This window comes from Duganella violaceipulchra (assembly GCF_019166075.1).
Lineage (GTDB): Bacteria > Pseudomonadota > Gammaproteobacteria > Burkholderiales > Burkholderiaceae_D > Rugamonas > Rugamonas violaceipulchra.
Window position 1 is genome coordinate 345,218 of the sequence record NZ_JAHTGR010000001.1, and the last position, 14,353, is coordinate 359,570.

The 14,353-nt window shown below is 64.0% G+C and carries 15 protein-coding genes; all 15 read right to left on the minus strand.

The genetic code is table 11. From position 1 onward, the window contains the following. Nucleotides 1–28: 28 nt before the first annotated feature. The 15 genes from KVP70_RS01385 to uppS are packed head-to-tail and all read right to left on the minus strand — an operon-like array spanning nucleotide 29 to nucleotide 14,337. A complete protein-coding gene (locus KVP70_RS01385) occupies nucleotides 29–502 on the minus strand; it encodes an RES family NAD+ phosphorylase (protein ID WP_217940224.1) in 474 nt (157 codons plus the stop codon). Then, entirely contained in the window at nucleotides 499–945 is a 447-nt protein-coding gene (locus tag KVP70_RS01390; RefSeq protein WP_229224514.1) for an Xre family toxin-antitoxin system antitoxin, read from the minus strand. The genes KVP70_RS01385 and KVP70_RS01390 overlap by 4 nt, the downstream gene beginning before the upstream one ends. Nucleotides 946–986: 41 nt before the next feature. Continuing rightward, nucleotides 987–2,192, minus strand: coding sequence for an EAL domain-containing response regulator (locus tag KVP70_RS01395; protein ID WP_217940225.1), 1,206 nt, complete (start codon nucleotides 2,190–2,192; stop codon nucleotides 987–989). Nucleotides 2,193–2,212: 20 nt separating this feature from the next. Beyond that, entirely contained in the window at nucleotides 2,213–2,998 is a 786-nt protein-coding gene (locus tag KVP70_RS01400; RefSeq protein ID WP_217940226.1) for a TrmH family RNA methyltransferase, read from the minus strand. Then, entirely contained in the window at nucleotides 2,995–3,636 is a 642-nt protein-coding gene (gene rnhB, locus KVP70_RS01405) for a ribonuclease HII (protein ID WP_020702767.1), read from the minus strand. The genes KVP70_RS01400 and rnhB overlap by 4 nt, the downstream gene beginning before the upstream one ends. A 10-nt stretch (nucleotides 3,637–3,646) precedes the next feature. Further along, on the minus strand, nucleotides 3,647–4,825 hold the full coding sequence (lpxB, locus tag KVP70_RS01410) for a lipid-A-disaccharide synthase (protein ID WP_217940227.1): 1,179 nt from the start codon (nucleotides 4,823–4,825) through the stop codon (nucleotides 3,647–3,649). Further along, entirely contained in the window at nucleotides 4,809–5,597 is a 789-nt protein-coding gene (gene lpxA, locus KVP70_RS01415; protein ID WP_217940228.1) for an acyl-ACP--UDP-N-acetylglucosamine O-acyltransferase, read from the minus strand. The genes lpxB and lpxA overlap by 17 nt, the downstream gene beginning before the upstream one ends. Nucleotides 5,598–5,599: 2 nt before the next feature. Further along, on the minus strand, nucleotides 5,600–6,115 hold the full coding sequence (gene fabZ, locus KVP70_RS01420) for a 3-hydroxyacyl-ACP dehydratase FabZ (RefSeq protein WP_217940229.1): 516 nt from the start codon (nucleotides 6,113–6,115) through the stop codon (nucleotides 5,600–5,602). A 2-nt stretch (nucleotides 6,116–6,117) separates the two neighbouring features. Then, nucleotides 6,118–7,173 carry a UDP-3-O-(3-hydroxymyristoyl)glucosamine N-acyltransferase gene (gene lpxD / locus KVP70_RS01425; protein WP_217940230.1) on the minus strand — a complete coding sequence of 352 codons (1,056 nt, stop codon included), beginning with the start codon at nucleotides 7,171–7,173 and terminating at the stop codon, nucleotides 6,118–6,120. A gap of 24 nt (nucleotides 7,174–7,197) precedes the next feature. Continuing rightward, a complete protein-coding gene (locus KVP70_RS01430) occupies nucleotides 7,198–7,722 on the minus strand; it encodes an OmpH/Skp family outer membrane protein (protein ID WP_217940231.1) in 525 nt (174 codons plus the stop codon). A gap of 48 nt (nucleotides 7,723–7,770) precedes the next feature. Continuing rightward, on the minus strand, nucleotides 7,771–10,107 hold the full coding sequence (gene bamA / locus KVP70_RS01435) for an outer membrane protein assembly factor BamA (RefSeq protein WP_217940232.1): 2,337 nt from the start codon (nucleotides 10,105–10,107) through the stop codon (nucleotides 7,771–7,773). 55 nt (nucleotides 10,108–10,162) lie between these two features. Next, nucleotides 10,163–11,545 carry an RIP metalloprotease RseP gene (gene rseP / locus KVP70_RS01440; RefSeq protein WP_217940233.1) on the minus strand — a complete coding sequence of 461 codons (1,383 nt, stop codon included), beginning with the start codon at nucleotides 11,543–11,545 and terminating at the stop codon, nucleotides 10,163–10,165. Further along, nucleotides 11,542–12,735, minus strand: coding sequence for a 1-deoxy-D-xylulose-5-phosphate reductoisomerase (gene ispC, locus KVP70_RS01445; protein WP_217940234.1), 1,194 nt, complete (start codon nucleotides 12,733–12,735; stop codon nucleotides 11,542–11,544). Before ispC ends, rseP begins: the two co-directional genes overlap by 4 nt. A 10-nt stretch (nucleotides 12,736–12,745) precedes the next feature. Further along, nucleotides 12,746–13,585 (minus strand): phosphatidate cytidylyltransferase, encoded by an 840-nt coding sequence (locus tag KVP70_RS01450; protein WP_217940235.1) that lies wholly within the window; start codon nucleotides 13,583–13,585, stop codon nucleotides 12,746–12,748. Next, nucleotides 13,585–14,337 (minus strand): polyprenyl diphosphate synthase, encoded by a 753-nt coding sequence (uppS, locus tag KVP70_RS01455; RefSeq protein ID WP_217940236.1) that lies wholly within the window; start codon nucleotides 14,335–14,337, stop codon nucleotides 13,585–13,587. The genes KVP70_RS01450 and uppS overlap by 1 nt, the downstream gene beginning before the upstream one ends. Nucleotides 14,338–14,353 lie beyond the last annotated feature (16 nt).

A 14,353-nucleotide genomic window follows, 5' to 3' on the forward strand; every position in this document is an offset into this window, starting at 1 on the left:
GCGTGTGTTTGACGGCGCGCAAACCAAATCAGGAGAAGAAACGAGGGTCGTAGATCCAGCGCTTGATGGTTGTGGCCGTAATGGAGGCCACATCGGGATGCTGGGGATTAATCAACACATTGTATTCGTCCGGCACGCTTACCGACGGCACAAGCAACAATGCCGAACTGCCCGATGCCACCCAGGCATCCCCTGTCGTCCGGCTTGTCATGCCGCACGGAATTGCATCCCATCCGCCAGGCAAGGGATCGAGCACAAGGCGCGAGTTCCAGACGACGTCGGGAACGTCGATTCGCACCAGAAAGCGGTTGAATGGCAGGCCGCCACTGCGTATGTGCAAGATCGTTTCAATGGTCGCCAGGGCAATGTTCGTGGCGCTGTAGATCAGTGGCGTGCCGATGTTGTTCCAACGCCCCCCTGACATCTTGGCGCCGGCGCCGGTCAGATCATTGGCCTTATAGCTTGGCGCCTCGACGGCAATGCGCCATAAGGACATCGTCATGCATAGGCCCCGCTCTGGCTCATGGACAGCAATTCAGCCACCAGTTTTTGCCCTTCGAACGTGTCCATATAGCTTGCCGGCGTCGCGCCGCCGAGCGCCGGCAACGGCTTGGCCAGCCAGTCAGCAACCCACCGGGCGGCGTCGAAACCGGCCGGAACGCCGGACTCTTCCACCATCGTTTGCACTTTGCCGATCAAGCACGCCACCCCCAGGACACGCTCGGATTCGTCTTTCGACAACGCCGTTTCGTCCTTTTCCTTCCGGCTGATGGTTGCGCGGGACAGGCCAAGGCTGCCGAGCAGCAGCTCTTTGCTCATCCCCATCGTCGAGGAAAGCTCGCCGACCATCGAGGCCGGAATGCCCTTGCGTATCGCGGCGATGCGGGTTTGCGGATCAACCCGATAGAGGTGGTGAAATGTAGTCCGTTTTTCCAGAGCCTTCATAATCATCTCCTTTGAGACAACAGTGTAGCTCAAATGAGGCGTCAGAAGAAGTGCTGCCAGTCCGCCAGCCATGCCGGAAACTCTTCGACCGGCATCGGCTTGGCGATGTAGTAACCCTGCGCGTAGGTGCAGCCCAGCCCTTGCAGGAAGTCCCAATCCTGCTTGGTCTCGACGCCCACCGCCACCGAGCGGCGATCCAGGCTGCGCGCCAGTCCAAGGAAGGAGCGCAGCACCGTGCCGATGGCCTGCTTCTTGGAGGCCCCGTCGACGAAGCTGCGGTCTATCTTCAATTCGGAAAATGGGATGCGTGCCAGCAGCTGCAGGTTGCTGCGCCCGGTACCGTAGTCGTCGATCGCCAGGCCGAAGCCCTTCATGCGCAAGCGCAGCAAGCGTTCGAGGAAGTGCGGATCGGTGGTCAGCACCGCCGACTCGGTCATCTCGAAGGTGATGTAGTCGGGCATGATGCGGTGCCGTTCCAGGCAGGCCGCGATCTGCTCCATGAACTGCGGATGCGCCAGCGTGCCCTGGTCGACATTGATGGAAAACGAGATCGGTATGCCCTGGTCGTGCAGGGTGCGGCAGGCAGCCACCGACTTCTCGATCATGCTCCAGTCGAGGAAATCGATGCGCCGGTTCTCCTCCAGCACCTGCATGAACGACGCCGGTCCCAGCACGCCATACAGCGGATGGCGCCAGCGCGCGAACATCTCCAGCCCCTTGACCTGCCCGGTCTCGAGCTCGATCTTGGGCTGGAAGAAGGGGTCGAACTCGCGCATCTGCAAGCCCTGCCCCACCTCGGCGAACGAGATCGGCGGCGCCTTGGCGTGCGCGGCGTCGCTGCGGGCTTCTTCCGGTTGCAGGTAGTTGGTGATGAGCGCCTCCAGCCGGCCGCCGATCACCGGCTTGCCGATCGCGCCCAGCATATTGATGCCGTAGGCCGCCGCCATGGTCTCCACGGAGAACAGCACCGCGTTCGACTGCGCGCCCACCACCACCACGCCCATGCGGGACTTGGCTTCGGACAGGCGGCGGATCAGCTCCAGCGCGTCCATGCCCGGCAGCGCCAGGTCGATGATGGCGATATCCACCTGCGGCGTGATGCCGGCGCTGAAATGGCGCAGCGCCGTGTGGCCGTCGGGCGCCTGCGTGATCCGGCCCACGCCCAGGTGCACCAGGATATCGGCCAGCGCGTGGCGTTGTACCTGATCTCCCTCGGCTACCAGAAAGTGCAACTGCGCGATATCCATCGACGGCTCCAATAAATCAGTTATATCTGATTCTGCCTGACTTGCTCGAAAAAGCATACTGCCGCGCACGCGGCCACGTTCAGCGACTCCACCTGGCCCAGGTGCGGTATCACCACCTGATGAGTCGCCATCGACAGCAGGTCGTCCGCCACGCCCTGCCCTTCGTGGCCGAACAGCCACGCCACCGGCTGGCGCAGGTCGACGTCATACAGGCGCTGGGTGGCGTAGCCGCTGGTGGCCAGCGAGGCCACTTTCGACGAAGCCACCAGCTGCGCCAGGTCGACATTTTCGAAGATATCAAGCACAAAATGCGCGCCCATGGCCGCGCGCAGCACCTTGGGCGACCAGCAGAACGCCGAACCAGCGCTGCAATACACCTGGGTGATGCCGGCCGCCGCCGCGCTGCGCAGGATGGAGCCGACGTTGCCGGGGTCCTGCACGTTATCGAGCAGCACCGCCGACACGGCCAGCGGCTCGGTCACGGCGCGCTCCGGCGTCTCGATCAGGAACATCACGCCGACGCCATGTTCCACCTGGCTGACGGCGTTATACATCGCGTCGGGCAATCCCAGCACGTGCGCGTGCTGCACCTCCAGCCGGCCGACGATCTCCATCACTTCCGGGTTGTGCAGCGCCGTCTCGCTGACGATGCACTGCTCCGGCAGGCCGCGCAGCTGCAAATAGGCCTGGCACAGGTGCACGCCGTCCAGCAGAGTGCGGCCGGACTTGCGGCGCGCCTGCGAACTGCCGGCCAGCTTGACCAGCTCCTTGTACTGCGCGTTGTCGCGCGAAGTGATGGTCTTCATGCCGTACCTCCCGCGCGCAGCGCGAATTCTTCCAGCACCGCCCGCACCGGCGCGAACGAGCGGCGATGCACCGGCGAGGCGCCATGTTCGCGCAGGCGCGCCAGGTGCAGCGCGGTGCCATAGCCCTTGTGCTGGTCGAAGCAGTACTGCGGATATTGCGCGTGCAGCGTCACCAGCGCGGCGTCGCGCGCGGTCTTGGCCAGGATCGACGCGGCCGAAATCGCATCGACCTTGTCGTCGCCGCCGATCACCGCGATGCTCTGTATCTTCATCACCGGGCAGCGGTTGCCGTCGATCAGGGCCAGCGTCGGCACGGTGCTCAGCGCCTCCACCGCGCGCCGCATCGCCAGCATCGACGCCTGCAAAATATTGAGCTTGTCGATTTCCTCTTCCGACGCCTCGGCGATCGCCCACGCCAGCGCGTTGGCCTTGATCAGCGGCGCCAGCAGGTCGCGCTTCGCTTCGGTCAGCTTCTTCGAATCGCGCAGGCCCTCGATCGGACGCGAAACGTCCAGGATCACGGCTGCCGCGTACACCGGGCCGGCCAGCGGGCCGCGGCCCGCCTCGTCGACGCCGCAAATGATTTCATCAGGCGAGTCGGGCAGGAAGTCGAACAGGCCGGGGTTTTGGTTTTTCACGTTGATACTCTTAAGCTTTGATTACTTTAAGCACGGCGGCCGCGCTCTCCACCGCGCTGTTGCGCAGCAGGCTGTGATGCATGTCGGTGAAGCGCTCGGTCAGCCGCAGGCGATGCGGCGCGTCGCTCAGCTGCTTCCACATGGCTTCCGCCAGGGCTTCGGGATTGGCGGCGTTCTGCAGCAGCTCCGGCACCAGGAACTCGCGCGCCAGGATGTTCGGCATGCCGATCCACGGCTGGTAGTTGAAGTGCCGCAGGATCTGCCATTCCAGCTCCGCCATGCGATAGGCGATCACCATCGGCTTCTTGAACAGCGCCACTTCCAGCGACGCCGTGCCCGACGCCACCAGCACCGCGTCGGCCGCGGCGATGGCCGTATGCGATTGCCCGTCCAGCAGCTGCACTTCAACGTCCTGCAGGCCGGCCTGCGCCACCAGTTCGAGGAAGTATTGGCGCTGGCGTTCACCCGCCATCGGCGCCACGAAACGCAGCGACCGGTCGCGCTGCTTGAGCAGCCGCGCCGCAGTGATGAAGGCCACCGTGTTGTACTTGATCTCGGACATGCGGCTGCCCGGCATGATGGTCACCACGTTGGCGTCCTCCGGGATGCCCAGCGCGCGCCGCGCGCCCGCCACGTCCGGCGCCAGCGGGATCAGCTCCGCCAGCGGGTGGCCGACATACGTGACCGGCACGCCGGCCTGGCGGTAGATCTCCTCTTCAAAAGGAAACACCACCAGCATGTGCGATACGGCCCGGATGATTTTCTTGATGCGCCCACCGCGCCAGGCCCAGATCTGCGGCCCGATGTAATGGATGGTCGGAATCCCGGCCGCCTTGAGCTGCTCTTCCAGGCCCAGGTTAAAGCCCGGATAGTCGGCGCCGATGAAGGCAGCCGGCCGCTCGGCCAGCAGCTGGTCGCGCAGCTGGTTCTGGATGCCCTTGATTTCGCGATAGCGCGGGATCACAGCCAGCAGACCGCGCACGGTCAGCTTGTCCATCGGCCAATGCGATTCGAAGCCCTGCGCCATCATGTGTTCGCCGCCGATGCCGTGGAAGCGCGCCTCCGGCAGATGCGGGCGCAGGCCGGACAACAGACGCGCAGCCAGCAAGTCGCCCGACGGCTCGCCCGCCACCAGCGCCACCGACAGCGGCGTCGTGGCCGGCGCCGTCAGGTCAGCGGACGATGCCACGGCTGGCGACGTTGAGGAATTCGCGCATCGAGCGGATTTGCTCGGCCGCTGCCGGCATCGCATCTTCTTCCGCCTGCAATGCGACCTTGGCTTCTTCCAGCGTCAGGCCGGAGCGGTAGATCAACTTGTACGCGGTGCGGATGCCGTTGATCTGCTCGCGCGTAAAGCCGCGCCGCTTCAGGCCTTCGATGTTGACGCCGTGCGCCTGTGCCGGATTACCGTTCAACAGCACGAACGGCGGCACGTCCTGCGTCAGCGAGGTGCTCATGCCGACAAACGCGTGCGCGCCGATCTTGCAGAACTGGTGCACATTGGCGAAGCCGCTCATGATCACCCAGTCGCCAATTTCGACGTGGCCGGCGATCTGCGCGTTGTTCGAGAAGATGGTGTTGCTACCGACCTGGCAGTCGTGCGCCAGGTGGACGTAGGCCGAGATCCAGTTGTCGTTGCCCAGCGAGGTCACGCCCTTGTCCTGCACCGTGCCGGTGTTGAAGGTGCAGAACTCGCGGATGGTGTTGCGGTCGCCGATGGTCAGGCGGGTCGGCTCGCCGTTCCACTTCTTGTCCTGCGGCGCGGCGCCGATCGACGAGAACTGGAACAACTTGTTGTCGGTGCCGATGGTGGTGTTGCCCTCGATGACCACGTGCGGACCAACCACGGTGCGCGCGCCGATCACCACGTTGGGGCCGATCACCGAATACGGTCCCACCTCGACGGATTCGTCGAGCTGCGCCTTCGGATCGATGATGGCGGTGGCGTGAATCTTGGCCATGATTACTTCCCTGCAGGCTGACTGGCGTCGGTGGCGCTGCGGATGGTGCACATCAGGTCCGCCTCGACCGCGGTCTGGCCGTCGACCGAGCCGACCGCCTTGTATTTCCAGATGCCGCGCGAGACGCGCAGGATCTCGACGTTCATCACCAGCTGGTCGCCCGGTTCCACCGGACGCTTGAAGCGCGCGTTGTCGATGCCGACGAAGTACACCACCGAATTCTCGTCCGGCTTGATGTCCATGGTCAGGAAGGACAGGATGGCCGCGGTTTGTGCCATCGCTTCGATCATCAGCACGCCCGGCATCACCGGCTTGTGCGGGAAGTGGCCGTTGAAGAACTCCTCATTGGCGGTGACGTTCTTGATGGCGGTGATGGTCTTGCCCGACTCCCAGTCCAGCACGCGGTCGACCAGCAGCATCGGATAGCGATGCGGCAGGTACTGCTTGATCTGATGGATGTCCATGCATTTCTTGACGCAAGTGGATTCGGTGGGGGTGGTGATGTCGGTAGTGGTCATGATTATTTCTCGTCTTGATTCGTCAATGTTTTAATTGTTTTTTCCAGCGCGCGGATTTTATCCCGCATCGTCGACAGGTTGCGGACGATGGCGGCGGATTTTTCCCACTCGCTGTTCTTTGCCAGCGGATAGAAGCCGGTGTACTGTCCCGGCTCCAGGATGGAGCGCGAAACCATGCTGCCCGAACCCACATGCACCTTGTCGGCGATGGTCAGGTGGCCCAGCACCATCGCGGCCCCGCCGAAGGTGCAGTATTTGCCGATCTTGGCGCTGCCAGCCACGCCGACGCAGCCGGCCATCGCCGTGTGCGCGCCGATATGGCAGTTGTGGCCGATCTGGATCTGGTTGTCCAGCTTGACGCCGTCTTCCAAAATCGTGTCGGCCAGGGCGCCGCGGTCGATGGTGGTGTTGGCGCCGATGTCCACATCGTCGCCGATCACCACCCGCCCGGTTTGCGGAATCTTGATGTAGACCCCGCCCTCGTTGGCGAAACCGAAACCGTCGGTGCCGATCACCGCGCCCGAATGGATGATGCCGCGCTTGCCGATCACGCAGCGCGCCTGGAAGGTCACGTTGGCGAACAAATGCGTGTCCTCGCCGATGACGGCGTCGCGGCCGATGTAGCAGCCGGCGTCGATCACCGCGCGCTCGCCGATCACGGCGCCGCTCTCGATCACCGCGCGCGCGCCCACATGGGCGCTGGCGGCGATCACCGCGTCGGCCGCCACCACGGCGCTGGCGTGCACGCCCGGCGCCGGCACGATGGCCGTCAGCGATTCGAAATACTGCGCCGCGCGGGCGAAATACACGTACGGATTATTGGTGACGATGCGCGCGCCCGCATAGCCGGCGGCGATAAAAGCGTCATCGGCGGCCGACACGATCAGTGCCGCCGCCTGGCTTTGCAGCGCTTGCGCGCGCAGTTTGCTATTGCTGAGAAAGCTGATGTGCGAAACGCCGGCGTCCGTCAGTGGCGCGATCCCGGTCACTTCCAGGTTCGCATCCCCCACCAACTGCCCGCCGAGGCGTTCGACCAATTCCCCTAGTCGAGTGCCCATCGGGTGATCCAATCTTGATGTGTTTTACTTGTCTTTATCCAGCGCGGCCAGCACCTTGTCGGTGATGTCGATGCGCGGGCTGGCCCAGACCGCATCCTGCAGCACGATGTCGAAACCCTCCACCGCCGCCATCTGCTTGATGATCTTGGTGGCTTTTTCCGAGATCGCCTGGCGTTCCTCGTTGGTGCGCTGGTTCAGGTCTTCGCGGAACTCGCGCTGGCGGCGCTGGTATTCCTTATCCAGCTCGAACACGTCGCGCTGGCGCTTGATGCGGTCCGCTTCGGCCAGCGTCGGTACGTCCTTCTCCAGCTTTTCCGACGCCGCCTTCAGGCGTCCGGCCATATCCTGCATGGCCTTCTCGCGGCTCTTGAACTCTTCCTGCAGCTTCTCGCCGGCCAGCTTGGCCAGCTTGGATTCGTTGTAGATGCGCTCAGGACTCAGCCACGCGATGCGCGAGGCCGAGGTCTGGGCCTGCACCGGCGCCAATGCACACCAGCCCAGTGCAAGCACGGCGAGAGATTTGGTCAGGGTAGCGGACGCAGTCTTCAACTTGTTTCTCCGAAGTAAATATCAATACTCAATGCCATCAAACCCACCTTAGAAGCCGGTACCCATCTGGAACTGGAAGCGTTCCAGGCGGTCGCCCGGCTTGGCGTTCAAAGGCTTAGCATAACTCAACTTGAGCGGACCGACCGGCGAAATCCAGCTGATGCCCAGGCCCGACGAGTAGCGCAGCTCGGAAGCGCGCATCTTCGCGCCTTCCTGGTAGACCTGGCCGGTGTCGACGAAACCGAACCAGCGCAGGCTGCGGTCCTGGCCCGAGCCAGGGAACGGCAGCTGCAGTTCGGCCGTGCCGAGCAGGCGCGAGGCGCCGCCCAGCGCATCGCCGTACACCTGATCGACCGCGCCCAGCGAGGAGCTCAGGTAGCCGCGCACCGAACCGATGCCGCCGCCGTAGAAGTTCTTGAACACCGGGTAGCTGCTGTTGCCCAGGCCATGACCGTAATCGATCTCGCCCTTCAACGCCAGCGTCACCTTGGAGAACAGCGGCTTGTACCACTGCTGCTCGTAGACCGCGCGATAGTACTTCTGCTGGCCGATCACATCCAGTTCCAGGTTGGCGCGCTGGAAGCGGCCCACGGTCGGCGTCAGCGCCGAATCGCGGCTGTCGCGCGCCCACGCCGCCGTCAATGGCACGGCGTTGGTCGACGCGGTGCCGATGCCGTCCGCGTTGCCGGTAATGGTGGTCACGTAGTCTTTGAAGCGCACCGGCGAGGTGGCGTCGGTGGTGATGCGCGAGCGTTCCAGACCGATACCGAAGAACACCGTGTCGACTTCCGAGAACGGCACGCCGTAGCTGATGCGGCCACCCTGCTGGCGGATGGTGTAGCTACCGATGTTGAGGGCCGGCGGCTGCTGCGTGCGCAGGTAGACTTCGTACGAACGCGAGATGCCGTCGTCGGTGTAGTAAGGGTCGGTCTGCGAGAACGACAGCGTGCGGCTGTATTTCGACGTATTGAACTCGATGCCGACGGTGGTGCCCGAACCGGCGAAGTTGGCCTGCTGGATCGCCGCCTGGAAGGTGAACTTCTCCGACTGCGAGAACGCGCCGCCGATCTGGAAGTTACCGGTCGGCTTTTCGACCACGGTCAGGTTGACGTCGACCTGGTCGGACGTGCCCTGGGCTTCCGGCGTGTCGATGGTGACGTCCTTGAAGTAGCCGAGGCGGTCGACGCGGTCGCGCGAGAGCTTGATCTTGTTGGCGTCGTACCACGACGATTCGAACTGGCGGAACTCGCGGCGTATCACTTCGTCGCGGGTGGTGGTGTTGCCGGCGATATTCATGTGGCGCACGTAGGCGCGCTTGCCCGGATCGATGAAGAAGGTGAAGGCGACTTCGCGCTTCTTCTGGTCGATTTCCGGATTGGCGTTGACGTTGGCGAAGGCGTAGCCGAAGGTACCCAGGCGATCGGAGATCAGTTTGTTGGTGGCGGTCAGGCGCTCACCCGAATAGGTTTCGCCCGGACGCAGCAGCACCAGCGAACGCAGTTCCTCTTCGCGGCCGAAGGTCTCGCCTTCGAACTTGATGCCGGAGACCTTGTACTTCTCGCCTTCGGTGATGTTGATGGTGATGTAGATGTCCTTCTTGTCCGGCGTGATCGACACCTGGGTCGATTCGATCTGCATCTCGATGTAGCCGCGATTCAGATAGTAGGACTTGAGCGATTCGATATCGCCGGTCAGCTTGGTCTTGGAGTACTGGTCGGCCTTGGTGTACCAGCTGAACCAGCCGCCGGTGTTCAGGGCCAGCTGGTCTTTCAGCTCTTTGTCCGAGAACACCTTGTTGCCAACGATGTTGATCTGCTTGATCTTGGCGATGTCGCCCTCGTCCACCGCGAAGGTGATGTTGACGCGGTTACGCTCGATCGGGGTGACGGTGGTGACGATCTTGACGCCATACAGGCCGTGCGACAGATACTGGCGCTTCAGTTCCTGCTCGGCGCGGTCGACCGAGGCCTTGTCGAAAATCTTGGTCTCGCCGACGCCGATGTCCTTCAGCGCCTTGACCAGCGTGTCTTTTTCAAATTCCTTGGTGCCGGTGAACTCCACCTTGGAGATGGCCGGGCGTTCCTCGACCAGCACCACCAGCACGCCGCCGTCGGCTTCGAGCTTGACGTCCTTGAAGAAGCCGGTGGCATACAGCGCCTTGATGGCGGTGATGGATTTGTCGTCGTTGAAGGTCTCGCCGACCCGCACCGGCAGGTAGCTGAAGACCGTACCGGCTTCCGTACGCTGGATCCCTTCGACGCGGATGTCTTTGATGACGAAGGGCTCGATGGCCATGGCACTGCCGGCGCACAGCGCCAGGACAGCGGCGCCGATCAGGCTGCGGCGAAAGGAAGTTGAGTTAATACGGTCAGAATATAATTTCATTGGGGTTATTCAATGGCTAAATCAACGAACTACTTTTATATACAAAGCGAGCCTGTTACAGCAGCCGCGCGACGTCGTTAAACACCGCCAGCAGCATCAACGTCAGTAACAAGCCCATGCCCAGGCGCTGCGCAATCTCACCAAAACGCTCCGGCACAGAACGCCCAGTTAAAACTTCCAGCGAATAATACAGCAAATGCCCCCCATCTAGAACGGGAATTGGTAGCAAATTCATTACCCCCAAACTGATGCTGATGAAGGCGATGAAGCTCAAATAGCTGGCCACGCCCATACGCGCGGTCTGCCCGGCATAATCGGCGATGGTGATCGGGCCGGTGACGTTCTTCAGCGAGACTTCGCCGGTGATCATCTTGCCGATCATTTTGACCGTCATGGTGCAGGTATCCCATACCCGCGCCACCGACTTGCCGATGGCCGCAATCGGGGATGATGGCACGGTGATCATATCCGGCTGCTGCTCGACGTAAGCGCTGATCTTACCGACTGTTACAGTTCCCTTACCGGTTTTTGCCTGCTCGGCCTGGGGCACCATGGGCAGCACCAGCTGCTGGCCGGCGCGGCGCACCGCCACCTGCACCGTCTTGCCGGCCGAGGCGCGGATAATGTCGATGAAGGCGATGCCGTCGCCCACCGGCGTGTCGTCCACCGACAGCAGCAGGTCGCCCTTGAGCAGGCCGGCGCGCGCGGCGGGACCGCCCGGTATCACTTCCTGCACCACCGGCGCCGGACGGCCCACGCCCACACCGAGCTTACCCGGCACGTCGCCTTCCAGGTCCAGCGTCGCCAGGGCGTCGGCCGGCAGCACGAAAGTGAAGCGGCCCTGCCCCACGCGTTCAACGGCGACGCGGGCCTCTTTTTTATCGATGGCGGCCTGGATCAGGTTCCAGCGCAGCTCGGACCACACGGCCACCGGCTGCTCGTTGACAGCGGTGACCACGTCGCCGCTGCGCAGGCCGGCGCTCCAGGCGACGGTGGGCGCGCCCCCCGCCATTGCAGGCTCGCTGGCGCGCACGCTGATCTTGCTGGTCGGTTCTTCGACGCCGTGCATGTACAGGCCGGCGAACAGCACGATCGCGATCAGGAAATTGGCCAGCGGGCCTGCGGCCACGATGGCGATGCGCTTCCATACGTTCTGGCGGGTGAATTCACGCTTGAGGTCTTCCGGCGGCAGGTCGCCCAGGTCGCCCTCGCGCGAGTCGAGCATCTTGACGTAGCCGCCCAACGGCAGCGCCGACACCGCCCACTCGGTCTGGTCGGGCCCGAAACGGCGCGACCACACCACCTTACCCATGCCGACCGAGAAGCGCAGCACCTTCACCCCGCACCAGCGCGCCACCAGGTAGTGCCCCAATTCGTGGAAGATGATCAGGGAGCCCAGGCAGACGACAAATGCCAGCACGGTTTGCAGGAAGTTCATTTTGCCAGTCCGGCGATATAGGCTTCAGCGGCGGCCCGCGCCAGCGCATCCTGCGCCATCACCGCTTCGATGCTGTGCGCATCGCCGTGCGGCAGCGCCTCCATCACATGCGCGCTCACGCGGTCGATCTGGCGGAAGCCGATCTTCAAATCGAGGAAGGCTTGCACGGCGATCTCGTTGGCCGCGTTCAGCAGCGCCGGCGCGGTGCCGCCGGCCTTGAGCGCCTCGAAGGCCAGCGCCAGGCAGGGGAAGCGGTTGAAGTCGGGACGCTCGAATTGCAGCGTGGCGATCTGCGTCAGGTCCAGCTGGGCCACGCCCGATTCGATGCGCTCCGGGTAGGCCAGCGCGTGGGCGATCGGCGTGCGCATGTCGGGATTGCCCAACTGCGCCAACACGGAACCGTCGACATACGACACCATCGAATGGATCACCGACTGCGGATGGATCACCACCTCGATCTGCTCGGCCGGCGCGCCGAACAGCCAGTGCGCCTCGATCACTTCCAGGCCCTTGTTCATCATGGTCGCGGAATCAACCGAGATCTTGCGGCCCATCGACCAATTGGGATGCTTGCAGGCCTGCTCCGGCGTCACCGCGTCAAGCGTGGCGACGTCGCGCGTCAGGAACGGGCCGCCGGAAGCGGTCAGCAGGATCTTGGCGATGCCGGCCTTGCGGTCGCGCACCGCCGGCATGCGGCCGCCGAACTGCGGCATGCCCTGGAAGATCGCATTGTGTTCGCTGTCGATCGGTAGCAGCACCGCGCCCGCCGCATGAGCGGCGTCGATGAACAACTGGCCGGACATCACCAGCGCCTCCTTGTTGGCCAGCAGGACCTTCTTGCCGGCGCGGGCCGCGGCCAAGGTCGGCGCCAGGCCGGCGGCGCCGACGATGGCGGCCATCACACTGTCGACTTCCGGCGCGCTGGCGATGCTGCACAGCGCCGCCTCGCCATATTCCACTTCGGTGTTGACGCCGGCGGCGCGCAGCAGCGCCGTCAGCGCGCTGGCGCCGGCGGCCGTGCCGACCACCGCGCGCGCGGGACGGAACTGGATGCACTGGGCCGCCAGTTCCTCGACCCGGCTATGCGCCGACAGGGCGTAGACGGTATAGCGCTCGGGGTGACGGGCGAGCACGTCCAGCGTGGACACGCCGATCGAACCGGTGGCGCCAAGGATGGTGATGCGTTGCATAGTTATTCTTTCAGAACCAGGAGCCGATCAGCGCGGCCAGCGGCAGGACCGGGATCAAGGCGTCGATACGATCAAGCACGCCGCCGTGGCCTGGCAGCAGATTGCTGCTGTCCTTGATGGCGGCGCGGCGCTTGAGTTGGGATTCGAACAGGTCGCCGATCACCGACGCGGCGACGATCAGCAGCAGCAGCAGCAGGGCCAGGGCCCAGCCGAAGCGCGCCTGCAATTGGAAGGCGAAGGTGTCCCGCAGCCATGGCTGGCCGGCGGCCAGCAGCATGCTGATCGAGGCGATGGCCAGCACGGCGACGCCGCCGCCGATCGCGCCCTCCCAGGATTTGCCCGGCGAGATCGACGGCGCCAGCTTGCGCTTGCCGAAGGCCTTGCCGGAGAAGTAGGCGCCGATGTCGGCGACCCACACCAGCGCCATCACCGACAGCAGGTACAGCGCCGAATGCTGGTACAGGCTGACGATGGCGAAGAAGCAGGCGAAGATGGCGAAGCTGAAGGTGATGGCCAGCGACCAGTTGGCCGCGCCGGCCAGCGGCGGCAGGCCCAGGCCCAGCGACGGCGCATAGCGGATCAGCCACAGCAGGCAGGCCGCGCCGAACAGCGCGTTGAGCGCGCCCGGCTTGCCCGAGTGCTGCAGCAGGAACACGAACAGCACCGCGCCGGCGATGCCGGCCACGCGCGCGCGCATGGCGGACAGGCCGAACAGGCGGGCGCCCTCCCACATCGCGGCGCCCAGGAACAGCGTGACGACGACGGCAAACGCTGGGAAATAGTTGAAGAACAGGACCGGCAGCAACACCGCCAGCAAGACCAGAGCGGTAATAATCCTAGTTTTCAGCATCAGCTTTTCTTTTCCGCCAGTTGCGCGCCGGTGCGGCCGAAGCGGCGTTCCCGATGCTGGTAGGAGGCAATCGCCTCGTCGAGGCTCTCGATCGAGAAATCGGGCCAGTAGGTATCGGTGAAGAACAGTTCGGTGTAGGCGAGCTGCCACAGCAGGAAATTGGAGATGCGCTGCTCGCCGCCGGTGCGGATGAACAGGTCGGGCTCGGGCGCGTAGGCCATCGCCAGGTGCGGCGCCAGCTGCTCCTCGGTGAAGTTGGCGGCGCCGGGATGGGCGGCCACCATCTGGCCGACCGCCTGCATGATGTCCCAGCGGCCGCCATAGTTGGCGCACACGGTGACGGTCATGCGGGTGTTGTTGGCGGTCTTGCGCTCGGCGCTGGCGATCATGCCTTGCAGCTTGTCGTCAAAGCGGGTCAGGTCGCCGACCACCTTGAGGCGGATGTCATTGGCGTGCAGCTTGGACACTTCGCGGTCCAGCGCCGTCACGAACAGGCGCATCAGCAGGGACACTTCCTCTTCCGGGCGGCGCCAGTTTTCGGAGCTGAAGGCGAACAGGGTCAGGTACTCGACGCCGCGGCGGGCGCAGGCCTCGACCACGGTGCGCACGGCGTCCACGCCCTTGACGTGGCCGGCCACGCGCGGCAGGTAGCGTTTGGTGGCCCAGCGGCCATTGCCATCCATGATGATCGCGACATGGCGCGGCACGGACGGCGCATCTGGAACCTCAGTAGTCGAACTCGTATATTTCATCAAAACTTTGGTGCCA